This is a genomic window from Pueribacillus sp. YX66 (assembly GCF_041725775.1).
GTDB lineage: Bacteria > Bacillota > Bacilli > Bacillales > UBA6769 > Pueribacillus.
Window position 1 is genome coordinate 30,708 of record NZ_JBEUEL010000018.1, and the last position, 26,852, is coordinate 57,559.

Sequence of the window (26,852 nt, forward strand, 5' to 3'; positions counted from 1 at the left end):
TATGTCAATTGATCGAAAACAAAATATAGTAGATGCCGCTGCACGCTCATTCTCGATGTTTGGATATAAAGCGACGACAATGGATCAAGTTGCAAAAATAGCAAGTGTAGCTAAAGGAACAATTTACACTTTCTTTAAAAATAAAGAGGAATTGTTTGATGAAATCATTGGTCATTTAATCGGAGAAATGAAACTTGTTGCTAATCATGCGATTGAACGAAATAGTACGTTTGCTGAAAACTTACATCAAGCATTATTTGGGATGTTAGAGTTTCGAAAAAAACATCAACTTGCACTTCAACTTTCACGAGAAGTAAAAGAGATTGGAACACCTGAAGCTGTTCAAGCGATAAAAAAATTAGAAGATGCCGTTTTTAGCTTTGTAAAAAGTCAAGTAAAAGCAGCAATCGTAAAAGGTGAAATTAAACGATGTGATCCGTTCATAACGGCATACGTATTAGTAAAAATGTATATTGCACTTGTTCTAGATTGGGAAAAAGAAAATGAACCGTTAAATAAAGAAAAAATTGGTGAGCTCTTTCAGCTTTATTTACTTGAAGGTTTAGCTGTTCGCTAAATTGAGACTTATTGACTTTTTATCCGTTGCTACCCGGAAAAACGCAGCTACCGAACAGCGGTTTACGATTCTATATTTAGAAGATTGCACGATTTAAATTTTTTACAAAAATAGCTATTTGACTAATTTGGTCATTAAGAAGGGGTTGGAAAGATGAAGTTAAATCAAATGAAGCAAGAATTGTTAAGCATTATAACGAATAAAAAGATTTTAATTCCAGTTATTGCAGTTATATTTGTTCCAGTTATGTATAGTGCTATGTTTTTATGGGCATTTTGGGACCCTTATGCTCGGCTTGATCAAATTCCTGTTGCTGTTGTTAATAAAGATGAGGGTGAAATATTTCAAGATGAAAAACTTGAAATTGGAAATGAATTTGTTAATAAGTTAAAAGAAACACCAGAATTTAAATGGGATTTTGTCGACGAAGAAACAGCGGACCGTGGCTTGCGCAATGAAAAATATTATATGAAAATCGAAATTCCAAAAGATTTTTCAAAAAAAGCGACAACTGTTTTAGATGATTATCCAGAACAGTTAGAATTGCATTACGTTCCGAACGAAAGCTTTAACTTTTTAGCTGGTCAAATTGGCGAAACAGCGGTTGATAAAATAAAAGAAAAAATCGCAAACGAATTAAGTGAAACGTATATCGAAGTTGTGTTTGAAAATATCGGGAAACTAGCGGACGGAATTGAATTGGCGAGTGATGGGGCAGCACAGCTTGCTGATGGAACGACAGATGCGAAAACAGGTGCTGAATTGATCGAAGCAAACCTTAAGAAAGTTGTTGATGGCTCGAATACGTTGCAGTTGTCACTCGTTCAGGCCCAGTCAGGAACGCAAACATTAAATACAGGAATTCAACGAATTAATGATGGAAACCAACAGTTGCTTCAAACCCTTCAAGAAACCGCTCCAAAAGTGAATAAACTCACAGATGGAACAGCACAAGTAAAGAACGGAGCTCACAATTTGAATGAGGGTTTGTCTGACTTACAAGTTAGCTTAGAAGAAAGATTGATTCCATCAGCGCAACGAATAAGTAATGGTCTTAATGCTTCTAACAAACAGCTAGAAGAAGCTAAAAAGAAAAAAGACGAATTGGCGACCGCGATTCGTCGTATTGATGAAATATTAGAGCAATTAAATACGCCAGAAATCATTGAGCAAAATCCTGATCTTGCTAAATACGTTGAAAGTCTTATTGGCTACTCAAATGAATTAAAACAAGTGGCAGCACAGTTTGATACGCTCGTAAGTGCACAAGGTCAATTAGCGGAAGGATCGGAAACGCTTGTTGCGGGGCTACAAACATTTGGCAAAGAATTTTCAAAAGCCCAAAAAGGTTCGACACAGCTTGCAACAGGTATAGACCAACTTGCAGCCGGAACTGAAACCGTTGCTCAAGGATGGGATTCGTTAATTGATAACGTTGGAAAACTAGCGAATGGAAGCGAACAATTAGTTGCTGGTAGCGGACAGTTAACCGATGGTTTATCACAAATTCAAAATGGATCGGCGGGTTTAGCAAGTGGTACAAACGAATTGTATGACGGTTCAAAAGAGCTCACTTCGGGTTTAACCGAGCTTAACGACGGAGCTGATGAGTTAGCTAGCAAACTTAAGGACGGTGCTAATGAAGCGTCAGATGTGTCGGCGAATGAGGATCATTTTAATATGTTTGCAGACCCGGTAAAAGTGAAATCAGATACGTTTGCCCCTGTTCCTAACTATGGAACTGGATTTGCACCGTACTTTATTTCTCTCGGTCTATTTGTCGGGGCTCTATTATTATCAATTGTCTTCCCGTTAAGAGATCCAGCAGTCGGCCCAAAATCGGCTTTTAGTTGGTTCGCAAGTAAATTTTCACTTCTCGTCCTAATCGGGATCGCGCAAGCGTTAATTGTTGATGCGATTTTACTATTCGGTCTTAAAATTGAAGTGACAAGTGTGCCTTACTTTATTTTATTTACGGTGATTACAAGTATCGTGTTTATGTCTCTTATTCAATTTCTTACGACTGCTTTCGGTGATCCAGGTCGGTTTATCGCGATCATTCTATTAATTATGCAATTAACGACGAGTGCAGGTACGTTCCCGCTTGAATTAATTCCAGAGGTGCTTCAGAAGTTTAATTCACTATTGCCGATGACATATTCTGTATCTGGCTTTAAAGCGGTTATTTCAAGTGGAGATTATGGATTTATGTTGGAAAATGTTGGCTATCTGTCTATTTTTCTTATGACTACGATAGCAGCAACAATAGTATACTTTGTCGTTTTATTTAAAAAAACGTATGCGAAATGGAATGGAAGAGAAAAGGCAGTATAACGCAAGAAAGCGTCCACAAGTTGGACGCTTTTTTGCTTATAACAAATGTTAACGATGGAAACCGATAAGCTTGCCTGCGCTGGACGTAACCCGATGTGTAATATCGCCGTAGCCGTTTTCTTCTAACATGATTTTTCCTTTTGTTCTCGCTTCTTTATCGTTAGCTGCATCAAAACGTTTTTCAAAAAGCTTTTCGCCTTTTTGACTAAAAGCTGTCGCAACATAGTCTTTCATGAAACATCTTCCTCCTTTTCATTCCCTTAACAAAAAAATAGCACAATGTTATGATTTTTTCCATCAAAATATGACATAGACAGAACATTTGCTCTTATATATGTTAACATAATAATAGATGACAGGAGTTGGTTCAGGTGACGATTACATTTATTCATAGTGCGGATTTGCATCTCGGACGAGTATTTACTGGATTACGTCATTTGCCAGGAAACATTTATGAACATGTCGTTGAAAGCGGATTTCGCGCGTTAGAAAAACTTATTGATGCCGCGATTGAACATGACGTAGATTTCGTTCTTTTCGTCGGTGACGTTTTTGATTCAAACGATGTTAGTTTACGAACGATATTGCGATTTCGCCAACAGTTAGAAAGACTTAAACAACATGAGATCCATGTGTTTATTAGTTATGGAAATCATGATCCGTTCACCGAGCGTCGATACGTTGACTGGCCAGAAAATGTAACTGTTTTTACTGATGAAGAGGTAACTTCTAAGTCATTTACGACGAAAACCGGACAAAAAGTAAACATTTATGGCTTTAGTTATATGACAAAAGAAATTTTCACAGATAAAAGTGAAGAATACATAAAAGTAGGCGATGCCGAATTTCATATCGCGACATTACATGGAAATGTTGACGGTCAGACTGACCATGATTCGTACGCTCCTTTTTCTGTGACCAACTTGAAGGAGAAAGATTTTGATTATTGGGCGTTGGGACACATTCATAAACGACAAATTCTTACCGAAGAACCACCAATCGTATATCCTGGCAATATCCAGGGAATGCACCGAAAAGAGCTAGGAGAGAAAGGATGTATTCTCGTTACACTTACGGATGGGATGAAGCCTGCGATAACGTTTATTCCGACAGCTGACGTTATTTGGCGTGAAGAAGTCATCGATATCACTGATGTTGAAACGTTTAATCATTTACTAGATAAACTCAGTGAACGTAAAGAGGACTTTAGAAAACAAAATACGTTCGTTCACCTTCGTTTTGTCGGGAACGGAAAATTAAATGATCAATTACAAATAGCGTATGAACTTGATGATCTATTGTGGGCGGTAAATGACGGAGAGCATGAACGATTTCCATTTGTTTGGATAGCAAGTGCAAACGTCCAGACGACAGGTGATTGGAATCGTGAAGAACTTCGAAAGCGCGAAGACTTTATTGGTGAATTGATTGCATCTATTGATGTGTATGAAGATTTTGATGAAGCGATAAAGCCATTGTTTAAAAATCGGCACGTGCGTTCATTCATACACGCTTTTTCTGAAGAAGAAAAACAAGCATTACTTGATAGAGCGGAACGACTTTTACTTACACAGTTCATGAAGGAGTACGAAAAATGATTATTGAGAAATTGATCATTTACGGTTACGGATTTTTAAAAAATGCAGAAATTGAACTTGGTTCGTCTTTGCACGTGATTTATGGAAAAAATGAAGCTGGGAAATCAACGATCTTGTCATTTATCGAGACGATGCTATTCGGATTTCCCAAACGACAGCAATCAGAGATTCAATATGCACCAAAATCGGGCGGAACATACGGTGGAAAATTAATCGCTCATATACGTAACAGAGGTCATTTGACAATTGAACGTATCCGTGGACGCGAACCTGAGGAATCGCTTATTTATGTAAATGATAAAAAAATTGATGAATCTTCACTGCATTCGTACCTTGATAAAATTGATCGTCCGCTTTTTAGGCAACTTTTTTCTACGAGATTAGAGCATTTAAGAACGATGGAAAAGCTGCAGGAAGACGATTTGAATCGTTTTTTACTCGGAGCTAGTCTATCAGGCCATTTGTCGCTTCATGAAATTGAATCTCATCTTGAAGTGCTGCGCAATGAATTGTATCGACCCCGAGGACGAAAGCAAGTTATCAATGAATCGTTAGCTGAATTAAATAAGCTAGCGGATGATGTGAAAAAAAGTGAAAGCTTAAAAGCAGAATTTGAAAAAAAAGCGGATGAAAAGGCGAAAATGGAAAGCGAATTGAATCGGTTACAAACAGAAAAAAAACGACTGAAAAACGAAAAACAATTTTACGAAAAATTGTTAGCAGTCACACCGTTGTATAAGTCGATTGAGCGGCTCAAACTGAAGCTTGAACAATTGCCATCGGTAGCACAATTTCCTGAAAATGGTGTCGAGCGTTTAGAACAAATCAAAATGAAACTCGTTGATATTGAAGCTGAATATCGTGCAATCGAGAAACGTATAACACAGCTTGAACGATCCGTTCCTACGGTAAACGAAGAATGGTTACTTGAAGGAGATAAGGTAGACGGATTGCGTGAGCGTAGTGAAGTATATCAGTTAAAACTAGAACAGCGATTGCAAGTAATTGAACAAATAAAACATGACGAACGTGATGTACGCGAGTTTATTGAACAAATCGGCACAAATTGGACAGTGGAAAAAATTATGAATGCTAATGTTAGCTTGACGGAACAAGAGAAGTTAGAGCAATTAGCAGCGGATGTGAATGAATTATCGAATGAACGTAATCATATTGAGAGAGAGTTAGCATCGAAACGTAATCAGCTTAAGTTAATTGACACAAAAGAAAAAGAATTAAAAAAAACGCTTTTGTCTAAGGAAGAAAAACATCAGTTACAAACACTAGTTTTAACACATGATGAGGATTCTATCGAGAATGAAACGTTGTTCATACAAAAAATAATTGATCGCTATGACCGTGAACTGCGTAATATGCAAAAAGGGACAGCGCTTCCTTTCGCGATTACATTGTTAATCGGAATCGCACTTAGTTTTTATCTGCTTTTTGTGAACAGTCAAATGTACGTAGCGATTGTTGTTGCTAGTTTAAGTGGGTTTGTGTCTTACTTCATTTATAAAGCAGAGCAGCAGAAACGTGCAACGCGTGAACAAATTCTCAAATTAAAAGCGGACGAAGAAAATCGACTAAAACAGTTACAACATGAAGCGTTGCACGTTGACAATCGTGACATAGGAGCAGCAAAAAGAAAATTATCAATCGATGAAGAACGTAGTAAAGAATGGTTGGTCGTTAAGCATAACGTCGACCAATTACAGATTGAGTATGAACGGATTATGAATGACTACGATGTGATTGACAGGTCGTTGCAAACAAAACGAGAAGAAGCTAGGCAATGGGCGAAACGTCATGATTATCCAACGACCTTGTCCATGTCTCATTGGGTTGAATTGTTTCATCGCTTGAAAGATGCAAAAAAACAAGTATTGGCAATTGAACGTGCGAATGCAGAGAAAAAAACTCTTGAACAATGGATCAGAGAGTATGAGCATGATGTATATGAAGTATGCTCGATCTTCCAATTAAATCGTAAGGAAAATGTGACGTCTTTGTTATTGAAAATAAACAGATTACTTGAAGAAGAGAAAGCTAAAAAAGACCAAGAAATTCGCATTGCGATGCAAATCGAAGAAGAGAAAAAGCAACTGCAAGCCGTGTTAGAGAAAAAAAACCAGTATGAACATGAATTGAAACAATTAATGCAAATCGCACAGTGCGAGACGGAAGAAGAATTTTTCGTATTTGGGAAAGCATGGGATGAGAAGCAAACCATTAAAGATGAAATAAATAGAATGAAGCGTGAAATTAAAATCCATATACGTGATGAACAGGAAAAAGAACGAATTGAATCGGTTGTAACTAAAGGAAAAGTGAATGCGGAGGACAAACTGTTAGAAAGAGAGCAACGACTGCGTGAAATCGATAGTAAAGAAGCAAACATGATGCAACGAATCGCGCAACGCCAAGTTGAAATGTCCGCGATTGAAGAAGGTGGGGAATATGATGCGAACTTGCAAAAGCTCGAGCTAAAAAAGGCCCAGTTGCGTCACGATGCGCTTGATTGGGCTACGTACACCGTGGCACTTCATTTACTAACGAAGACGAAAGAGCATTTCCGTAACGAGCGTCTTCCGAAAGTGATTGCTATCGCAACAGCGTACTTTTCAAAAATGACGAACGGGACGTATCATGCACTTTCTGTACCTGTTGACGGGGAAGATTTTTTTGTTGAATCCAAAAATGGGGTCCGCTTTTCACCAAGTGAATTAAGTCGCGGTACGCAAGAACAGCTTTATTTGTCTTTGCGACTAGCTCTTTCTTCCGTTTATCCGTCTTCACTCAGCTTTCCAATTTTACTTGACGATATTCTCGTTCATTTTGATCGGGAACGCAGACAAGCAGCTCTTCGCGTGATCCGTGAGCATGCCGAAACACATCAAGTGTTATTTTTTACGTGTCATGAACAAATTGCAAACGAATGCAAAGGAAAAAGGATTAATCTACAAAAGGAATTACGAACGCATCAGGGTATTCATACAATCAGCTAAAACACAAATACATATGCTAGAGTGAATGACTTACTATATGTAGAAGTGGAGACTTCTTGACTAGTGTAGTCTAAAACTTTAGATAAAATCTATGTTCAAAAAGTGGGCTAATATGATCCTATGGACTTTTTGAATATATCTATCGGAGCTGATGTCTATGCGTTTACAACGTACGTTAGAAAAGTTTGTTGATCCGTTACCGTTATTACGAACGTTAAAGCCAAAACGAAAGAGTAAGCGGAAAACGTTTTATGAAGTAGCGATGAAAGAATTTCGTGAAAAATTACATCGTGACTTGCCACCAACAAGATTATGGGGTTATGAGGGAATGTTTCCTGGTCCAGTCATTGAGACTCATAAAGACGAGTTAGTTGAAGTACTTTGGAAAAATGAACTACCGAGCCGACATTTTCTACCGATTGATCAAACCCTTCATAGTGTTGCTGGGAACCCTGAAGTAAGAACGGTCGTTCATTTACATGGTGGAGCAACTCCGCCTGATAGTGATGGTTATCCTGATGCTTGGTTTACGAATGGATTTAAACAGACAGGTCCAGATTTTCGTAGAAAAGTGTATGAATATCCGAATGAACAACGTGCAAGTACGCTTTGGTATCACGATCATGCAGTTGGAATTACGCGGCTCAACGTTTACGCGGGGTTAATTGGGATGTACATCATTCGTGATAACGAGGAGGAAAGCTTAAACTTACCAAAAGCGGACTACGAAATTCCATTAATTATTTCTGATCGTTCGTTTAATGAGGATGGCTCATTATTTTACCCGAGTCAGCCTGATCCACCTCTCGAGGATGGACCAAATCCATCTGTTGTCCCGTTCTTTTGTGGTGACACCATTTTAGTGAATGGCAAAGTGTGGCCATATTTAGAAGTTGAGCCGAGGAAATACCGTTTTCGGTTTTTGAATGCTTCAAACACACGTAATTTTGAACTTAGCCTTGATTCGGGACAATCGTTTTACCAAATTGGTTCGGACGGCGGTCTTTTAGAAAAACCAGTAAAAATGAAAACGATCAATATGCATCCTGCTGAACGAGTCGATGTCATTATTGATTTTTCGCGTTACGAAGGAGGAGAAATCATTTTAACAAATGATACAGGGTGTGGTGGACCGTTTGATCCTGAAAAAGATGCGAAAGTGATGCAATTTCGTGTAAATCAAACGTTGCGTGAAAAAGATTCGAGCGTTATACCAAACCGTTTAAGCAAACTTCCGTTGCCACCAAAACAAAACATTCAAACGATTCGTCATTTAAAGCTCGTCGGTTCACAAGATGAATTTGGTCGTCCGTTGCTCCTTTTAACAAATCGAATGTGGGATGACCCTGTGACTGAGAAACCGCAATTAGGTGATACGGAAATCTGGATGTTTATGAATACAACGGCATTTCCTCATCCGATGCATGTGCATCTTGTTCAATTTCAAGTGCTCGAACATCAAGCGTTTGATTTAGAGCGATACAACGAGACTGGTGAACTCGTATTTACAGGACCGATTGTTGCTCCTAGCAAGAGTGAACGCGGATTAAAAGATACGATTACCGTTCCTCCAGGTACTGTAACTCGGATACTAGCAAAATTTGCTCCATATGCTGGACGTTACGTATGGCATTGTCACATATTGGAACATGAAGACTACGACATGATGCGTCCATTTGATGTACAATAGCATTAAAGCATGTTTAAAATCATGAAAGCTAAAAACCTTCCAATTTGAAGGTTTTTTGCATTAAAATAAAAGAAAGATTATTCGTTCGGAAGGGGGATTGCGATGTACACAATTAATTTAGTTGAAGACGAAACAAATTTAGCAAAAATCTTAAAAACGTACTTAGAAAAAGAAGGTTGGGACGTGAATGTTTTCTTTAGTGGAGAAGAAGCGTTGCGCCATCTAGAAGAACCATGCCATTTATGGATTTTAGATATAATGCTTCCAGGCATTGATGGATACGAGATTTTAAAGAAGATTAAAAGTACCTCTCATACACCCGTCATTTTTATTTCTGCTAGAGATCAAGACCTTGATCGCATCGTTGGACTTGAACTTGGCGGAGATGATTATTTGTCGAAGCCTTTTTTACCTCGTGAACTTGTTATCCGAACTCGAAAACTACTAAAGCTCGTATATGAGCAACATTTATCGAAAAAACTTGAAGTGTGTGGGTATACGATCGATTTTATTAATCGAAAAATTAATGATCGAAATGAAAAAATTGAATTAACGACGAAAGAAATGGATGTCGTTCTTCTGCTCGCTGAACATGTCAATGAAATTTTACAGCGTGAGACAATTTTAGAACATGTATGGGGTGCCGACTATTTTGGTTCAACACGCGCGGTTGATGACGTCATTCGCCGAATTCGTAAAAAAATGCCACGACTTAACCTAGAAACAGTCTACGGATATGGCTATCGGATTATACGCTCATGAATAAATCGAATTTAACTGGACGAATTTGGTTATCTTTTATTGCCCTTATTTTTTTACTAGGGATTTTAATCGCTGTCATTTATCCGTTGTCAATTCAAGGTACTTTGACGGAAGAGACGTATCAAATCATCCTTCAAGAACAGAAGCGAATAATGAACCCGTTGTCAGATGACGCGATTCCGTATCGTGGGAACACTGATTTTATCGAACGACGTGAGGCTGCCCGTTCTGTCGGACATGCTCTAATTATTAATCAAGAAGGTACGTATCGAGGTGACCCCATTCCGAATGACGTATTCAATAAAATGGCGAAAAATGCATATAGTCAATCACATGAACTTGTTCGCTATAATTTGAAATACGAAGAAGCTACGCTTTTTTATGTCATAAGAAAAATTGAACACGCGAATGGTCCGGCCTATTTAATTTCATACATGTGGGATACGTATCGAAACCAAATGATCCAACATTTATGGAACCGCTTATTAATTATTTTAATGATCGCTGGTATTGTTAGTCTTTTTCCCGCAATTTTGCTAACCCGTTATTTGCGTGCTCCTCTCGTTGAACTTGGTAAACGGTTTGAACAAATTGCGAAGCGAAATTGGAAAGAGCCATTTAAATGGGAAGGTGAAAAAGAATTTGAAACATTGTCAAACCAATTTGAACTGATGCGGCAAAATTTAATTAGTTATGATGAAGGGCAAAAAACGTTTATTCAGCAAGCTTCGCATGAGTTGAAAACACCGATTATGATCATTACAAGCTATGCCCAGTCGGTGAAAGACGGTGTCATGCCGAAGGAAAATATCCATGAAACGATGGATGTCATTTTACAAGAAGCATCGCGAATGGAGAAACGGATTGGTGATATGCTTTATTTTTCAAAGCTCGATGCATTGAAAGATGAACAGTCGCTTCTAGAACATACACTCATTCGATTCGGGACATTAGCAAGTGAAATCGAAGAACGGTTCCGATTTCAACGGGACGATGTAACCATTCATATTCGCGGGGAAGATGTTCAATTTTACGGGGATCGGGAACAATTTGAAAGCATATTAGACAATTTAGTGCAAAATGCGATTCGCTATGCAAAAGATACAATTATACTCGAAGCAACGGAATCGAACAATGAAACAACAATGACTGTTTTTAACAATGGTCCAGAGATTACAGACGACGAACAACGATACATGTTTGAGCCGTTTCAAAAAGGCACAGAAGGAAAATTTGGTCTAGGGCTTGCGATCGTCAAGCGAATCGCTGTGCTTCATGGTGGCACTGTTCACGTTGAAAATAAAGAGCATGGCGTTGCTTTTTATGTCACGATCCCGAAGCATGAAGGAGAAAAAAGGGGGATGTGAAATGAATACAGGTCTCGCACACTATCGTGTAGGTGATCAAATCGAAACGTTTCTATTAATTAAGTCGGTGACGAAAGGATTGACTCAAACGGGAAAGCCATACTTAACGATTGTTTTACAAGATAAAACAGGTGATATTGAGGCGAAACTTTGGGATTGTACGAAAGAAGATGAAGAGCGATATAGTACAAGTGCAATCGTAAAAGTCGCTGGGGAAGTGATGAGTTATCGGGGGCGTAATCAATTGAAGCTGATTAGAATACGCTTAGCGACTTCGCAAGACGCTGTTAAAGTCCAAGACTTCCTTGAAACAGCACCGCTTGAGCAAGAGAAGATGATGGAAATTATTACACAATACGTATTTGAAATGAGGAACCCGAATATCCAAAGGATTACGAGGTATTTACTTCGTAAACATCAAGAGGCCTTTCTTCACTATCCAGCAGCTACGAAAAATCATCATGAGTACGTTGCTGGATTAGCGTACCATGTCGTTTCCATGCTAAAACTTGCGAAGTCAATTGTGGAGCTTTACCCATCTTTAAATGCAGACTTGCTATATGCAGGTGTCATTTTGCATGATTTAGGTAAAGTAACTGAACTTTCAGGTTCCGTTGCGCCTTCCTATACGACAGAAGGTGTTTTGTTAGGGCATATTTCAATTATGATGAGTGAGATTTCTGAAGCGGCTACAGAATTAGGCATTGATGGTGAAGAAGTACTCCTTTTAAAGCATCTTATCCTGAGTCATCACGGGAAGGCAGAATGGGGAAGCCCAAAACCCCCACTTATAAAAGAAGCTGAAATTTTGCATTATATTGATAATATTGATGCGAAAATGAATATGCTTGATCGAGCACTAAAGCATGTTAAACCAGGTGAATTTACAGAACGAATTTTCGCGCTTGATAATCGTTCATTTTACAAACCAAATTTTTGATCTATAGTTCTAATTGTTGCAATCTCTTCATAACGTAATACTAGAGTGCTTGTCTTTCTCAAAAGCTATTTCTTAAGTTCGTTGTTAAAACTGTACGGTACCGCTTCGTATAATGCCTAGAAGGGAAAGTGACATAGTAATTATTAATTTATCGATATGATGTAAAAACTCAATGAAGGAAAGTATTGCGAGGACGGAGGGATTGCATGCGTGCGGTTTGGTTGTTTTTTCTAATCGTTGTTTTATATTTCTTTTTTCATTTGATGGGCTGGGTTGGTGTAATGTTAAGCTTTTTAGCAACTGTTCCAGCGTGGGGATATTTTATTATTGCCGGGATTGTTTTTAGTGGATACAAGGTGATTGAGGGTGTTCTCGAAGATAAACGTGCAGACTATGAGCACATCGAACGAGAAGGTCAAGTGTTTTTAGATCGAATGGAAGAGGAACGAAAAAGAAGAAAAGAAGTTCAGTAAAGCATAGATTCATTTTTTAGTACGGTTTACTTGTAAAATAACACGTGAAAAAAAACGAATCCACGTTCCAAATTCTTGAACTTGTGGATAAATAGGAATAGGACCCGCGCAAACAATTGTTTCTAATCGTTTACGCGGGTTCCTATTATTTGTCTTCATTATCTTTTACTTCGTCGTCATCGCCATCTTGTTTACTTTCTTGTTCATTATCTTGTTCATCATCATTCTCTTCTTCATCTTCAACTTTGAAAAGGTCTTTAAACTGTTTGTCGTTTACTTTAATGTTTGCTTCTTTCAATAGCTCGTTACGAACTTCTTCATACGGTCTAGCGTTTTCTTGTAAGTATTTTTCCTCAACGTCATCTTTACTATCTTCAAACGTTTTGTCTGTCCGTTTGTCTGCTTTAATGATGTGATATCCGAAAGAAGATTGTACGGGTTCACTAACTTCGCCTTCTTTCAGTTGAAGAGCAGCTTCAATAAATTCAGGAACGAGTTGTGAATCATGTTTAACTGTGCCTACACTTCCACCTTCAGGAACACTCCCTGAATCGGTTGAGTACTCTTTGACAAGCTCTTCAAACTTAGCACCATTATCTAGTTTTTCTTTAACTTCTTTTGCTTTTTTCTCATCTTCGACTAAAATATGTCTCGCTTCTACTTCAACGAACATATCTTTATTTTCATCATAAAACTCTTTCAGTTTTTCATCTGTTACTTCAATTCCATCCGTCGTAGCTTTTTGTCTAAGCAAGTTCATACGTATTTCTTCTTTTAACTGATCGGCAGATTCAAAGCCGCTTTGCATTAATGCCATATCAAACTCTTCATCTGATTCGAAAGGTTCTTTGATTTTTTCTAACTCTTTTTCAACTTCTTTATCAGTAACATCGTATTTCTTTTCAAGTAATTTTTTTTCAACGAGCTGCTGAACCATCGCATCTCCGTATTGAGATTTCATTGCATCGTATAGTTCATCTTTCGTTACATTACCTGCATCTGTTTCAACAACGGTATTTTTATTTCCGCAAGCTGCTAGACTAAATAGGGCAACGGTTGCGATGATCGCTAGAACATATTTTTTCATTCGTCACACTCCTACATCTTAAATTTGCATAGTAGTTAGTATATCATAGGGATAGATAAAAAAGCATAATTTGAAGTAAAAATGAAAGAATTTACAACATTCGTATTTAAGTGTTTTTACAATAAAATACATTCATTTTAGTTTTAATGTGGTTGTTTTTCGTATATTTTCGTTTTTATTTGCTTGGAACGCTTATTATGTGAATAAAATTTCAACATAAGAGGAAATAAGTAGTATTGTGATCAGTATGTTGATCCATCGAAACACCTTTGGTTGCCGTTCTTCCGGTATATTACGATTTAGACAAAGAGCATTTGTCATGGAATTAAAAAGAAAAAGCATGGAGATGGCAAATACTATAAATAACGTAAAAAAGCTCATAATAAATCCCCCTAAAAGCAATTGGCTACTAAAAATGTTATATATGTTTTATTATATTAGCAGGTGAGATATGATGAATCGATGGAAGGTTGCTTTCTTTAGTCTAGCAGCTATCGTTTTAAGTCTAGTCATCGTTGTTTTAATTTTGCTTTCAAAAGGTAATGAAAATGATTTACTGATAGAACCACCGACCGTTGATGGTGAATCGATATTCTTAATTGAAACGTCAAAGGAACGGTTAAATTATTTAATTCAATCGCAGCTTGAGACGATAAAGTATGACCGTAATCATATCGATTTTACGGTTGAATTAGATGAACTTGTTAATGTAAATGGCTATATTACTGTATTCGATAGAAAGTTAAGTTTTCGAATGCAAATGCAACCAGACGTACAAAAAAACGGAAATTTGTTATTAAAACAACAATCTTTTTATATCGGAGAAATGCCAATTCCGAGTAAGCAAGTGTTGGAATTTATCCGATCAAGCGCAAATTTGCCAAAATGGGTCATTGTCCAACCAAATGATGGCGTCATTTACATTGCGCTGCATGAAATTGAAGTGAGCGATAATTTACACGTAAAAGTAAACTCACTGGATTTAAAAAATGACGAACTTTCATTTGAAATCTATGAGCCATTATGAAAACACCTCATGCATTAACAATAATTATGCATGAAAAATCAATATGTTTCAATTGTTGATTGAAAAGCTATTTAAAGATGAAGAGGTACTTCGGGTATAAGGATACGAAGTGAGATGAAAAAGAGAAAAGAATAACTGAACGATTATAATTTAGAAAAATGATTCGAAGTCGTTTACCTTTTCATCTTTGATTGCTTTAAAAAGTTGGTTCTTTATTTTCTTTCATTTGAAGAGATTGCTGTTCTGCTTCAGTTAATGCATTGTATGCTTGCTCGAATGAAGCTTCAAACAATTGGGTAAATTCTTGACCGTAGATTTCACGAAGAATGCTAAAAAGTTCAGGAAATTCAGGAAACTTGCCATAGAGATTACGAAGCGGTAAACTTCCTTTCAAGATAGAATCGTTTTGTGGTAAATAGCTATTAAACGTTTCAACGAGTAAATTTTTTCCTTCTTTGGTTAAATAAACGTACGTGTTTCGTTTGTCATTGTCTTTTTTCGAAAACGTTAAATAGCCACGTTCTTCTAACTTTTTTGAAAAGTTAAATGCAGTTGAAACGTGCATAACACCGAACTTAGAAATATCTGAAATCGTAGCCCCCTCTAAATAATGAGCAATCCATAGGATGTGATGCTCATTAATGTTCAAGCCAAACGGTTTGATCCATTGTTGCCAATCTTTTTCAACCATTTTCCATAGGGCCTTACTTAATTGAACAATTTTGTAGCTATACATAATCGTGTCTTTTTTCGTTAAAGACTGTTCTACCTTTTCCAAAAATATCCCCCACTTTCAAAATGAATATAGCAATCTTTCTTTTTATTATGCCAGTAAAATAAAAAATAATAAAGCGAAAAATTCAAATTTTTTAAAAACCTTAACGAAAGCAGAGAGTACTCTCTGCATTTCGCTTATCTTCGGTTCAATTCTTTCGCTGTTTGTTCAGCCTTTTCTTTAAGTGCTTCAATATCGGTTTTTAACGATTGAATAACAGGATTGGTTTCTTCTTTCCAATTTGTAATAGCGTCTTTTAAATCGTTACCGACTGTTTTCAGCGCTTTAGTACTTTCCGTTTGAAGTTGAACGATGTTATTTTTTAAAGATGAAACATCGGATTTCAATTGATTGGACGTATTTTTAAGTTTGTTTTTAGCTGTTGTAAATCGAGCACGCAATTCTTTCCCAGAACGAGGTGTGCTAAAGAGAACGATTAAACTACCAGCTAATGAGCCAACGAGAAATCCTGCGGTGTATTGTTGGAATTTAGACATCGAACATTCCTCCTAGGTTCAGTTTATTCTAATAATAATATAAATCGGTCATTTTAGTAATATTTCTATCCTTCTTGATAAAATCCTTTCCCGTTCAACAAAAGTTTTATTCCCTATTTTATATTATAGTATGCCATTAAAAAATTTTCCTTCACATGTTTCTATTTTTGTTCGTTAAGATTTACACTTATGGGCTCGCCAAAGAGCGAGATTTTTATATAATAGATGTAATATAAGAACAAAGGGTGATCGATATGAACATACTTGTTGCGCCCGATTCTTTTAAAGAGAGTTTGTCAGCCCTTGAGGTTAGTAAGACGATAAAAGAAGCGATTTTAAAAGAGATGCCTAATGTTCAAGTTAATATGTACCCGATGGCTGATGGTGGGGAAGGGATTCTTGATACTTTAGTATATGCGACAAAAGGTCGATTAGTTGAAGCTGTTGTAAGCGGACCGTTAGGAAATAAAATCTATACCGAGTATGGCGTGTTAGGAGATGGCAAAACAGTAGTCATTGAAATTGCGAAGATAGCTGGACTAATGCAAGTGAGTCCGTCAAAACGAAATCCACTGAATACAACAACATACGGGATCGGTGAAGTGATTGTTCACGCATTAGAGCGAGGGTATCGAAAGTTCATCATCGGTCTCGGCGGAAGTGCAACGAACGATGGCGGATTAGGTATGCTTCAAGCACTTGGCGGGTTATTTCTAGATGAATATGGGTGGGAAGTTCCACCATTTGGTGCATCTTTAATGAAACTAAAAAAGATTGATGTAAGTCGATTACATCCTCTCTTAAATAAAAGTGACTTTGTCATCGCAAGTGATGTCATGAATCCATTATGTGGAACAAAAGGTGCAACTTATGTATTCGGAGCACAAAAAGGAGCAACAGAATTGCAAATGCAGCAGCTTGATAATGCGATGAAAAATTATGCGAACCTTATCGAAACGGAGTTTAATCAATCCTATCAGAATAAAGAAGGAGCTGGAGCAGCAGGGGGATTAGGCTTCGCGTTTATGCTTCTCGGTTCACGTTTGCAATCAGGAGCTGAACTTGTCGCACATACAATCGGTTTGAAGGAAGCGATGAAAGGTGCACAATGGGTCATTACAGGCGAGGGAAAAAGCGATGAACAAACGATGTACGGAAAAGTACCCGTTTATATTGCTAAATTGGCTAAGGAATACAATGTAAAAGCATTATTAATCTCGGGAAGTTTAGGAAAAGGCTATGAATCGTTGTATGAGTATTTTGAAGCTTGCTTCTCGATTATAAACAAACCGATGCCACTTGAAGAGGCAATGAACGATGCGAAAGAATTAATTTTTCAACAGACACGTAATATAGCAAGAATGCTATCGTGATAACTGTAGGTTGAAGATTGATTTGAAGTTGTTGCCTATTCAGTTATGCAGCATGTTTGTGAATTTATAGAGATGCAGAATAATATGATTAGAACATTCCGACTTGTTGAGCTACAAGTAAAGCTTTATTTGCAGACGTTGCGGAAAGTCAAATTTGTCGAATTGTTAACAATTTGTAATTCAATCGAGATGTTTTCTAAGCATTCTATTGTCAGCGAACGAGACCTTTATTACATAGAAAAAGAAAGTGACAATTTACACAAATGGAATGTCGCACATTCCCATTTCAAAATGTTCACTCTTTTTCGACTAAAAAATTAACACACATTTCATTTGTTTACAAGAATAAGAGGTGGTAAAATTAAAATGATCATTGCAAGAAAGAAAGGTGTGAACTCACGTGGCTTTTGTCATTATTGAACCATGTATCGGTGAAAAAGCTGGGGAATGTGTAGACGTTTGTCCGGTTGATTGTATAGAAGAAGGAGAAGACCAATACTTTATTAACCCAGAAATCTGCATTGATTGTGGGGCGTGTGTTGCTGTTTGCCCTGTCGATGCGATTATTGAGGAATATGATGCAACTCCAGAAGAAGAAAAGTTTCTCAGAAAAGCCGAGGAATTTTTCGGAATTTCATAATGGTTTAGCAAAGGAAATGTCTTACAATGTATGTAAGGCATTTTTACTTTTGTTTTGAAAGAAGTGGAAGAACGTGAAAAGAATTGTTTTATTTGATGGAGTATGTAATCTGTGTAGCGGAAGTGTTCAATTTATTATAAAACGAGATCCGAAAGAACAGTTTCAATTTGCTTCCCTACAAAGTGAAGTTGGGCAACAGTTAATAAGGAAATATTCGATATCCGAAGATGTGAATAGTTTTATATTAATTGAAGATGGAAAAAGCTATATGAAATCTGAGGCGGCTTTACGTGTAGCTAAAAACATAACTGGGGCATGGAAGCTGTTTCGTTTATTTCTATTCATTCCACGCCCGATACGTGATCTTTTCTATCGTTTAATTGCGACCTATCGTTATAGGTGGTTCGGTACACGTGAGAGTTGTATGCTGCCAACAAAGGATCTCGAGAAAAGGTTTTTAGACAACAAAAAAGACTTACCCTTCAGTGAGTAAGTCATGCATTTTTTAAATTAGACTGATTTTTGAATTGGTTCAAAGTTTGACCGTTTCATAACAGATTGAACGATTGGGTATACAATGATAGTGAGAATTGTATTTAATGCAATTGCTGGCAAAACAACGGTAGAAAAAAGAACTAAGAATGGTGCGGGTAAGCCAACGATGATAAGGGCTGAGCCTAAAAAAACGACACCACTTACTACTGTTCCGATTACAGATAGGATACTAGCTTTTAATACCGAATTTTTAACTTTTTGCAGAACAGCGACAAGCGCTAAGCAGATAAATGCTGTAATAAACTTATCGATAATGTTCGGAATAAGCCCACCTGGAAACGAGGAAATGATACCTGATAAAAAGCCAGTTAACAACCCAATAAGTAAAACGTGCTTGACATCAGGAAACAATAAAATCGTAATGAACATCATTACTAAGAGGACATCTGGTCGCATACCGAAATTTGTAATTGCTAAAATTAACGATAAAACGGTCCCCATACCTAATAACATTGCAATTAATACTAAATTTTTTGTTTTCAATCTCAACTCTCCTCTTCTCAACTCACTCATATTTTTGACTTATTATATCATATTTTTAACCTGAGACAACGTTTTTTTCTTGAATATGCTTTTTGCTTTGTTGTTTTTCTTATGTCGAGAGTGTCCTAATTCCCTTGAGTAAAAACGTTATGTTTACTTTGATTTCTTTTCGATTTTTCTAGTTGAAAGGAAATTCACATTAAATGGATAATATTCTTTATAAAGGGTCTACTTCTCCCGTTGTCCACATGTGGGTCTTTTTAAAAGATGACTTTTCCATTGTGACTATCTTTTAAGCAATCTTTATAAGACTTCTTATGTTCTACCTAATGCCATCGCTAACATCACACAAAAGACTAAGCCGAAACGGACTTTTATTTTGTTCATACCTCAGATTGTATGAAGCTCAAATCCAAAAGACACATCCAATCGACTGTTGACTCGTTCTACAGTTGTTCGTTTGTTATATTCTTTTTCTCATTTGTAACTGTGAATATCCCGCAATCTTCTGACAGTGGAATACGGATTGCTTGCTAGTTCTCGACGAAGTTTCTCACTATTCCACATTGCTCTAACCGGATAATCATCCCGACCGTTTTAGCGTTCCTTTACTAGGATTCTCATGAGTTCTTCATCCGGTATAAATTCGAGTACAAGATGTAATCATTTTAAATCGCCAAGTTCTTCAATTTCATTTCATGAAAACAGACTCATTAGTGATATAATTGCCATACAAGGGACTTCCTTTTTGGTGTTTTGGTTTTTTGTTATTACTATTTTACACTATAGAGGTTCCTTTTTTGACTCCTTTTTCAATGGGGTAAGATTTTCAATTTTTGCTTGTTACCCCTTTAAACCAACAACAAAAGCCTTGATTTTTGGGGTAAAAAGTTTTTTGATATTTCCTTCAGCCTTTTTATAATATAAAAACCTTTACTTCACAATTAGCTTGCTTGAACATACAGAAATAGGCATCCTTTATCCGGATGCCTAATGCCTTTTTGTATCTTTAACTTAGCGCCTTACGCTTTTTTCATAAATTCGAGCATAAACTCGCGTAATCTTTCAACGGATTGTAATGGAACCGCATTGTAAATTGAAGCACGGCAACCTCCGACTGAACGATGACCATTTAAACCGACAAAGCCTTTTTCTTTTGATTCTGCTAAAAATTGTTTCGTTAATTTTTCGTTCGGTAATGTAAATGTCACGTTCATAATCGAGCGGCTGTCTTTTTGAGCATGCCCGTTGTAAAAACCGTTGCTATGATCAATGACGTCATAGAGTAGGTTTGCTTTTTCGTTATTTACTTTTTCAATAGCTTCGGCACCACCATGATGTTTCACCCATTCAAGCACGAGAGAAAGCATATAAATCGCAAAGCTAGGCGGTGTATTAAATAAGGAATTATTTTTGCTATGTGTACGGTAGTCGAGCATCGTCGGCAAGTTAGGTTGCCCTGTTTCTAAAAATTCTTTTTCCGCAATGACAACAGTGACACCCGAAGGACCAAGATTTTTTTGTGCTCCAGCATAGATGAGTTTAAATTTAGTTACATCTAGTGGTCGGCACAAAATATCACTTGACATGTCGGCGATAAGATTTTGGTTCATTTGTGGGAATTCATGCCATTGTGTCCCGTAAATCGTATTATTTGATGTAATGTGAACGTATGCAGCATGTTTATCTATTTTTATTTCACCTAAAGATGGGATGCGGTCAAAATTTGTATTTTCACTCGTTGCCGCAATACTTGTTTTTCCAAGCTTTTGCGCTTCTTTTAACGCTTTTTTTGACCAAGAACCTGTCATAACATAACTGCCGACACCATTTCCAAGGAAATTCATCGGAACCATCGTAAATTGTAGGCTCGCTCCTCCTTGAAGAAACAAAACATCATAATTGTCAGGGATGTTCAACAACTCTCTTAGCAACTCTTGCGCATGGTTATGCACGTCTTCATACTCTTTACTGCGGTGACTCATTTCCATCACTGACATGCCACTGTTTTTAAAATTGACGAGTTCACTTTGTGCTTGTTTTAACACGTCAAGGGGAAGTGCAGTCGGTCCCGCGTTAAAATTATAGCTTCTCTCCATTTTGTACACTCCTTAGATCGTGATTTTTATACTTTTTTCATATTTTAAAAAGAAGTTAGAGCAAATTAAAGCCTAATTCCGAACAAAATAACAAAAAAATATCTTTATGTTCATATTTTACCACTAGTCGAGTATAAAAAAAAGACTCCCGGATAGGGAGCAGACGGTTTCGTTTCTCGACTCACTCATCCTCTTATGACTTTTTCTATTCGAGTTACAAAATGGATGAGCACAAGCTTAGCAATTAACGATCCGTCTGACAGAACAGACTAATGTGATTAGTTTATACCGTCTGAAATATGATTTGCAATTTCATTCAATTGTTCTGGTGTATATTTATCATTATTCGTTTTCCAGATTGCACCGAAACCATCTTCATTTCCGTAGCGTGGCAAGAGATGGACGTGATAATGAAATACGGATTGCCCAGCTGGAGCCTCATTGTTATTAAGTAAGTTTAACCCGACGGGTTGAAACTGTTTTTTAATCGCTTTCGCAATCTTTGGAACTACTTGATAGACATGTTTTGCGGACGCTTCAGAAAGTTCGTACACATCTTTTTCGTGTTTTTTTGGAATGACAAGTGTGTGTCCTTCTGTCACTTGGCTAATATCAAGAAAAGCAAGAACATGCTCATCCTCATACACTTTCGCTGCTGGAATTTCCCCCGCCACAATTTTACAAAAAACGCAATTTTGATCGTGTATCAACCGTTATCATCCTTTCGGTTCATTTGTTTTATTTCTATTATAATGTATAAGCCAAGCCGTGCAAATGTAATAAAAAGACGTTAAACTAGATGTAATCTTAAAAAAGAAAGGACATTCGCGTTGGAAAAACTATTAGAGTTACGAGACGTAACGGGTGGCTATACGATGACTCGGCCCGTATTACATAACATTTCATTTAACGTTCATTCAGGTGAAATTGTTGGCCTTATCGGTTTAAATGGTGCAGGGAAAAGTACGACAATTAAGCATATACTTGGGTTAATGGAGCCGACATCTGGAACGATTACAATTCGGGGAAAGACATGTGTAGAAGCACCAGATGAATACAGAAGTCAGTTTACATATATCCCAGAAACCCCTCAATTGTATGAGGAATTAACACTATGGGAACATATGAAGTTGACAGCAATGGCTTATAGCGTGGATGAGGAAACATTTAATCGTCGAACAGAGAAACTATTACAAGAATTTCGGATGGAAAAGATGAAACATTGGTTTCCGAATGAATTTTCAAAAGGAATGCGGCAAAAAGTGATGATTATGTGCGCACTTTTAGTTGAACCGAATTTGTATGTCGTTGACGAACCGTTTGTTGGACTTGATCCGATCGCCATTCAATCATTTTTAAACTGGATGGTCGAGTTTAGGGAGCAAGGTGCAGGGATTCTCATGTCAACGCACATTTTAGCGACCGCAGAAAAATATTGTGACCGCATAATTATTCTTCATGAAGGAAAGATTGTTTTACAAGGGACGTTGAATGAGTTAAGGGAAAAAGCGAATATGTCGGCTGCAAGTCTTGATGACATTTATCTCGAAGTGGCGCAAGGAGCTTTTTCATGATGAACAGTCGCAAGCTATGGTATGAACGATTTCAAGCATTTTTGAATGTGTTTGTTCGTTATATGCGCCTTATTGCGAACAGCGGCCTGCTTTTTTCGTTTATTTTTTCGCTTATTTTTGGAAGTTACTATTATAGCTTGTTGATTAAGCAAATCCCTGAACCATTTCCCGTCTTAGTTTTGATTGCAGTCATTATGACGTTCGTGCTCACGAAAACAAACATACGGACATTTTTGAAACGGGCGGATCTTGTGTACTTACTTCCAGCAGAGGAACGAATGAAAGGATTTTTTACGTCAGCTCTTTGTTATAACATCATCTTACAAATGGTCGTTACGTTTCTGATTTCAATCATTTTAGCCCCTCTTTATGCTGTTCGAATGGACGATTCTTCATATCCATACACGATGATTATTTTGATTTTTATGCTTATTAAAGTGTGGAATGTATTCGTTCATTGGCATGCGTTAAAATTGAATTCTGACCGAGCGATTATGAGGGATACAGTGCTGCGAGTTTTTGCCACGTTGCTGCTCGTTTATTTAGTTTTAATCGGTGCTGACATCCGTTACATAGTAATTGTCGGTGGGATTATGATTGTTTTTTTATTTTACGTTTCAAAAACAATCGCTCAGGAACATCGTATAAAGTGGGAACGACTGCTCGAGCGAGAGGAAGAACTTGCGACTCGGTTTTATAAGTTTGTGAATGCGTTTGTTGATGTTCCAGCATTAACACAACGAGTAAAAACGAGAAGGTGGACACAGCTATTCACTTTGTTTTTGCGTCATGAGCCATCTTCTGTTCCATACGTACTCTATATCAACGCTTTTTTCCGTTCAAGACAATATTTCGGTATTTATATTCGCTTACTCGTGATCGGATTACTTGTACTCGCCTTTCTGCCTTATGAGTATGGAAAGCTGTTAGGTATGGTTCTCTTTTTGTACATGACGGCAGTTCAACTGAGCCCGCTTGTACGTCATTTTTCCGATCGTGACTTGCTTACGTTATATCCAATTGCTCAATATACGTACGTTCAAGCGTTTCAAAACGTAATTTTATCGTTGCTCATTATTGAAAGCTTGCTATTTGCGGTCATCATTTTCATTACTGGTGTGTCATTCGTACATGCTGTTCTTCTGTTTTTTGCAACGGTTTTCATGATATACCTTTATGTAAAGCAATCAATTAAAAAAGAGATGGGAACCGAATGATGATGGATTATGAGATGAAAGCACAAGCTGAATTCAAAGCTTGGGAACGAAAAATTTATAAAAAGAACCGTCTAATGAATCGATATATGAAATCAATCCAAACGAAAATAAATAATAAAATACCTGAGCGAATTCACGACATAATAACATCAAGTATGAAACAGATGGTGAAAGCCGTCCTATTAGGCTCAGAATACACGACCAATCCGCAGCCTCTTCTTGACATTTCGCTTGAAGAGCGAGAGCAAAAGGTAAAAGAAAAAATAAAAGTGTATCAACGAATGGCTTCGATCGAAGGGGCAGGAACCGGTGCAGGCGGTTTATTGCTAGGGGCTGTAGACTTTCCATTGCTCCTTAGCATTAAAATGAAATTTCTATTTGAAGTAGCAAGTTTATACGGATTCAATGTTAAAAACTACGGAGAGCGGGTGTATATTTTACTGCTTTTTCAACTCGCTTATTCGAGTGATAAAAAACGAATCGAAGTGTACGAAAAAGTGAAAAACTGGCGTGAAACGAGTTCGCTCTTACATACTGAACCATTCGATTGGCAAACGTGGCAGCAAGAGTACCGAGACCATATTGATCTCGTGAAGCTTTTGCAGCTTATTCCTGGATTTGGAGCGATTGTAGGTGCTTGGGCGAATTTTAAGTTATTAGATGAACTAGGTGAAACGGCTATTCAAGGCTATCGACTTAGAATTTTTAATAAATAAAAATAAAAAAGACAAGAGTTGACAATCTATGGTATAATTTTCACAGTTCCTTCGTCATCTCTATCAATAATTCTGACTAATTAGACAAAAGAGAATGTAAAGTCCCTAGTCCCTAATATTTATGCGAATTTAGTATTAGTAAATGATTGCAGTTCGACATGATTGTTATCAATAAAGGGGGACGGAGTATGTTATTATTGTCTGGCCTAAATGAGAGAGAAAGGTTTTTAATATTCCTTCTCTTTTTTATTCCGATTTTCTTAATTGGGCTCGTTTTTCTTTTTCAAAATCTATCGTCTCCGTTTTATGAACAAGAGAACTACATTATGATTCATTTTATGCTTGAAATAGTATGTGTAATCGTTTCGTTCATGATTGCTTTTCAAGCGTTGGTTATTTACCCTTATACATTTAGAAGAACTGGAATTTATATTGGCGCATTATTCCTTTCAATCGGAATATTAGGCTTTTTCCATATAATGGCGCTTATAGGAATGCCACATTTTATTATGGAAAGCTCGAACCATGTTTCGATGTGGTTTTGGATTGCTGCTAGAATAACACAAGCGGTTGGTTTATTTGTTATTTTGACTTTTCCGAAAACGGAATTAAAGCATTCACTATGGGAAAAACGTACATTTGTATATATAAGTTCTTTCGTCTATTCGCTTACGTGGATTGCATTTATTTATATATATTCTCCGCATTTGCCGATCCTCTATGTCGCCAATGTTGGGACGACGAGTTTAAACAATGGATTTGAATACTTAATGATGTTTTTATACGTTATAATGATCGTGTTATTCGTGAAAACTTATAATCGATTAGATAAATTTAGTTTAGCGATCGTGTTGTCGTTATTTTATTTAATCGTTTCCGGATGGATGTTTACGCACTATAATGATGTTCATGATATAAAAAATTTTGTTGGACATCTTTTAAAGGCATTTGGATTTCTATTTTTCGGTTATGCTTTATACATCACTTCTGTAAAACGTCCGTTTCAAATGCAAAGAGAGTTACAAATAAAGTTAAAACAGCATACTTTTTATGATGATGTGACAGGGCTGCCTAATTTTCGCCACTTCAACGATAAACTGGCGCAATTTATTCAACAGCGAAAATCGTTTGGAATTATTATGTTTGAAATTCACCAGTTACAAAAAATTAATAATTCTCTCGGTCAAGCATTGACGAATGAAATCTTAAAGTTAATCGCACAGCGCTTAGAACAGTCATTGTCGAATCAATATTTTTTAGCAAGAATGACAGGAGACTACATGGCTGTATTAATGCCAAATGCGAAAACTGAAAAAGAGTTACACGCCGTATGCAATCAAATTGGTATCATTTTTGACAAGCCTTTTAAAACGAGAAATTTAGAGTTGATGATTAATATTTCGGTAGGGATTACGATTTTTCCGATTGATGGAAACCAATCTGAACTGTTGCTTGATAATGCGAAAGCGGCGTTAGATGAAGCAAGGCTAAATGGAATCCCACATTTATTTTATAAGCCTGAAATGAGAAGTAAGCGTTACAATAAATTGTTGCTTGAAAATGACCTGCAAAAAGCATTAGAAAATAAAGAATTGTCACTTGTTTATCAGCCGAAAATCGAGTTAACAACTGGAAAAATTTATGGGTTTGAAGCGTTGTTACGTTGGAATCATCGTGAGCGAGGATTTATATCGCCGAGCGAATTCATTCCACTAGCTGAAGAAACGGGTCTTATCGTCCCAATTGGAGATTGGGTCATTCAAACTGCTTGTAAGCAACTAAAAGCTTGGCATAGCATAGATCCGTCATTAAAAATGGCAGTCAACTTTTCGTTTCGACAATTTTATCAGACAGACATAACTGAGAAAATTAAAAAAACATTAGAAGAGACAGAGTTACATTCCGATTATTTAGAACTTGAATTAACCGAAAGATTGGCGATTGAAATTGACGTATGGTACCGTCAAGAATTTTGTGTAAGTCGATAGGGCTCTCACTTGAACTGTCAATATAATGGTGCTTAAGCAACCTTAACAACTATACAAAAAATGTCAGAAGGT

At 37.0% G+C, this 26,852-nt stretch carries 26 protein-coding genes; 17 read left to right on the forward strand and 9 right to left on the reverse strand.

Translation table 11 applies throughout. The features are described 5' to 3' along the window. Position 1: 1 nt before the first annotated feature. Together ABU914_RS09375 and ABU914_RS09380 are read left to right on the forward strand one after the other, a co-directional pair. A complete protein-coding gene (locus ABU914_RS09375; protein ID WP_379669469.1) occupies positions 2-577 on the forward strand; it encodes a TetR/AcrR family transcriptional regulator in 576 nt (191 codons plus the stop codon). Positions 578-730: 153 nt separating this feature from the next. After that, entirely contained in the window at positions 731-2,911 is a 2,181-nt protein-coding gene (locus ABU914_RS09380; protein ID WP_379669470.1) for a YhgE/Pip family protein, read from the forward strand. A gap of 48 nt (positions 2,912-2,959) precedes the next feature. Here the strand turns inward: ABU914_RS09380 and ABU914_RS09385 are convergent, their stop codons facing one another. Next, positions 2,960-3,145 carry a YhzD family protein gene (locus ABU914_RS09385; RefSeq protein ID WP_379669471.1) on the reverse strand — a complete coding sequence of 62 codons (186 nt, stop codon included), beginning with the start codon at positions 3,143-3,145 and terminating at the stop codon, positions 2,960-2,962. A gap of 137 nt (positions 3,146-3,282) precedes the next feature. On the opposite strand from ABU914_RS09385, the gene ABU914_RS09390 reads away from it, so the two are divergent. The 7 genes from ABU914_RS09390 (at position 3,283) to ABU914_RS09420 (ending at position 12,749) form a co-directional block, all read left to right on the forward strand. After that, positions 3,283-4,509: a metallophosphoesterase family protein gene (locus ABU914_RS09390; RefSeq protein ID WP_379669472.1), complete on the forward strand. Its 1,227-nt coding sequence runs from the start codon at positions 3,283-3,285 to the stop codon at positions 4,507-4,509. Then, a complete protein-coding gene (locus ABU914_RS09395; RefSeq protein WP_379669473.1) occupies positions 4,506-7,517 on the forward strand; it encodes an ATP-binding protein in 3,012 nt (1,003 codons plus the stop codon). Before ABU914_RS09390 ends, ABU914_RS09395 begins: the two co-directional genes overlap by 4 nt. Positions 7,518-7,674: 157 nt before the next feature. Further along, complete coding sequence (locus ABU914_RS09400) at positions 7,675-9,207, forward strand: multicopper oxidase family protein (RefSeq protein WP_379669474.1); 1,533 nt, start codon at positions 7,675-7,677, stop codon at positions 9,205-9,207. A gap of 96 nt (positions 9,208-9,303) precedes the next feature. After that, positions 9,304-9,969, forward strand: coding sequence for a response regulator transcription factor (locus tag ABU914_RS09405; RefSeq protein WP_379669493.1), 666 nt, complete (start codon positions 9,304-9,306; stop codon positions 9,967-9,969). Further along, the gene (locus tag ABU914_RS09410) at positions 9,966-11,336 is read left to right on the forward strand and encodes a sensor histidine kinase (RefSeq protein ID WP_379669475.1); all 1,371 of its coding nucleotides are present in this window, start codon (positions 9,966-9,968) and stop codon (positions 11,334-11,336) included. Before ABU914_RS09405 ends, ABU914_RS09410 begins: the two co-directional genes overlap by 4 nt. A 1-nt stretch (position 11,337) precedes the next feature. Continuing rightward, positions 11,338-12,276, forward strand: coding sequence for a 3'-5' exoribonuclease YhaM (gene yhaM / locus ABU914_RS09415; protein ID WP_379669476.1), 939 nt, complete (start codon positions 11,338-11,340; stop codon positions 12,274-12,276). 206 nt (positions 12,277-12,482) lie between these two features. Beyond that, a complete protein-coding gene (locus ABU914_RS09420) occupies positions 12,483-12,749 on the forward strand; it encodes a sporulation YhaL family protein (protein WP_379669477.1) in 267 nt (88 codons plus the stop codon). 9 nt (positions 12,750-12,758) lie between these two features. Here the strand turns inward: ABU914_RS09420 and ABU914_RS09425 are convergent, their stop codons facing one another. From ABU914_RS09425 to ABU914_RS09435, 3 genes are all read right to left on the reverse strand, one after another. Then, entirely contained in the window at positions 12,759-12,908 is a 150-nt protein-coding gene (locus ABU914_RS09425) for a hypothetical protein (protein WP_379669478.1), read from the reverse strand. Further along, on the reverse strand, positions 12,895-13,836 hold the full coding sequence (locus ABU914_RS09430) for a peptidyl-prolyl cis-trans isomerase (RefSeq protein ID WP_379669479.1): 942 nt from the start codon (positions 13,834-13,836) through the stop codon (positions 12,895-12,897). Before ABU914_RS09430 ends, ABU914_RS09425 begins: the two co-directional genes overlap by 14 nt. A gap of 195 nt (positions 13,837-14,031) precedes the next feature. Then, positions 14,032-14,217 carry a hypothetical protein gene (locus ABU914_RS09435; protein ID WP_379669480.1) on the reverse strand — a complete coding sequence of 62 codons (186 nt, stop codon included), beginning with the start codon at positions 14,215-14,217 and terminating at the stop codon, positions 14,032-14,034. Between the two features lie 73 nt (positions 14,218-14,290). Between ABU914_RS09435 and ABU914_RS09440 the strand changes: the two genes are divergently transcribed. Further along, complete coding sequence (locus ABU914_RS09440) at positions 14,291-14,863, forward strand: YpmS family protein (protein ID WP_379669481.1); 573 nt, start codon at positions 14,291-14,293, stop codon at positions 14,861-14,863. A 196-nt stretch (positions 14,864-15,059) separates the two neighbouring features. Here ABU914_RS09440 and ABU914_RS09445 read toward each other — a convergent pair whose 3' ends face one another. Beyond that, positions 15,060-15,641: an HTH-type transcriptional regulator Hpr gene (locus tag ABU914_RS09445; RefSeq protein ID WP_379669482.1), complete on the reverse strand. Its 582-nt coding sequence runs from the start codon at positions 15,639-15,641 to the stop codon at positions 15,060-15,062. Between the two features lie 134 nt (positions 15,642-15,775). Beyond that, the gene (locus tag ABU914_RS09450; RefSeq protein WP_379669483.1) at positions 15,776-16,135 is read right to left on the reverse strand and encodes a YtxH domain-containing protein; all 360 of its coding nucleotides are present in this window, start codon (positions 16,133-16,135) and stop codon (positions 15,776-15,778) included. Between the two features lie 254 nt (positions 16,136-16,389). Here ABU914_RS09450 and ABU914_RS09455 point away from each other — a divergent pair, with 254 nt between their 5' ends. From ABU914_RS09455 to ABU914_RS09465, 3 genes are all read left to right on the forward strand, one after another. After that, the gene (locus ABU914_RS09455) at positions 16,390-17,508 is read left to right on the forward strand and encodes a glycerate kinase (protein ID WP_379669484.1); all 1,119 of its coding nucleotides are present in this window, start codon (positions 16,390-16,392) and stop codon (positions 17,506-17,508) included. Between the two features lie 400 nt (positions 17,509-17,908). Further along, the gene (locus tag ABU914_RS09460; RefSeq protein ID WP_379669485.1) at positions 17,909-18,148 is read left to right on the forward strand and encodes a ferredoxin family protein; all 240 of its coding nucleotides are present in this window, start codon (positions 17,909-17,911) and stop codon (positions 18,146-18,148) included. 73 nt (positions 18,149-18,221) lie between these two features. Then, a complete protein-coding gene (locus tag ABU914_RS09465; protein ID WP_379669486.1) occupies positions 18,222-18,641 on the forward strand; it encodes a thiol-disulfide oxidoreductase DCC family protein in 420 nt (139 codons plus the stop codon). A 17-nt stretch (positions 18,642-18,658) separates the two neighbouring features. Here ABU914_RS09465 and ABU914_RS09470 read toward each other — a convergent pair whose 3' ends face one another. The 3 genes from ABU914_RS09470 to ABU914_RS09480 all read right to left on the reverse strand — a co-directional run bounded on the left by ABU914_RS09470 (position 18,659) and on the right by ABU914_RS09480 (position 21,992). After that, the gene (locus tag ABU914_RS09470) at positions 18,659-19,186 is read right to left on the reverse strand and encodes a tryptophan transporter (protein WP_379669487.1); all 528 of its coding nucleotides are present in this window, start codon (positions 19,184-19,186) and stop codon (positions 18,659-18,661) included. Between the two features lie 1,022 nt (positions 19,187-20,208). Then, positions 20,209-21,285 (reverse strand): 3-phosphoserine/phosphohydroxythreonine transaminase, encoded by a 1,077-nt coding sequence (gene serC / locus ABU914_RS09475; protein WP_379669488.1) that lies wholly within the window; start codon positions 21,283-21,285, stop codon positions 20,209-20,211. Positions 21,286-21,563: 278 nt separating this feature from the next. Then, positions 21,564-21,992, reverse strand: coding sequence for an HIT family protein (locus tag ABU914_RS09480; RefSeq protein WP_379669494.1), 429 nt, complete (start codon positions 21,990-21,992; stop codon positions 21,564-21,566). Between the two features lie 123 nt (positions 21,993-22,115). Between ABU914_RS09480 and ABU914_RS09485 the strand changes: the two genes are divergently transcribed. The 4 genes from ABU914_RS09485 (at position 22,116) to ABU914_RS09500 (ending at position 26,780) form a co-directional block, all read left to right on the forward strand. Further along, positions 22,116-22,859 carry an ABC transporter ATP-binding protein gene (locus ABU914_RS09485; protein WP_379669489.1) on the forward strand — a complete coding sequence of 248 codons (744 nt, stop codon included), beginning with the start codon at positions 22,116-22,118 and terminating at the stop codon, positions 22,857-22,859. Further along, on the forward strand, positions 22,856-24,076 hold the full coding sequence (locus tag ABU914_RS09490; RefSeq protein ID WP_379669490.1) for an ABC transporter permease: 1,221 nt from the start codon (positions 22,856-22,858) through the stop codon (positions 24,074-24,076). The genes ABU914_RS09485 and ABU914_RS09490 overlap by 4 nt, the downstream gene beginning before the upstream one ends. Continuing rightward, entirely contained in the window at positions 24,073-24,792 is a 720-nt protein-coding gene (locus ABU914_RS09495) for an EcsC family protein (RefSeq protein ID WP_379669491.1), read from the forward strand. Before ABU914_RS09490 ends, ABU914_RS09495 begins: the two co-directional genes overlap by 4 nt. A 188-nt stretch (positions 24,793-24,980) precedes the next feature. Beyond that, positions 24,981-26,780: a putative bifunctional diguanylate cyclase/phosphodiesterase gene (locus ABU914_RS09500; RefSeq protein WP_379669492.1), complete on the forward strand. Its 1,800-nt coding sequence runs from the start codon at positions 24,981-24,983 to the stop codon at positions 26,778-26,780. Positions 26,781-26,852 lie beyond the last annotated feature (72 nt).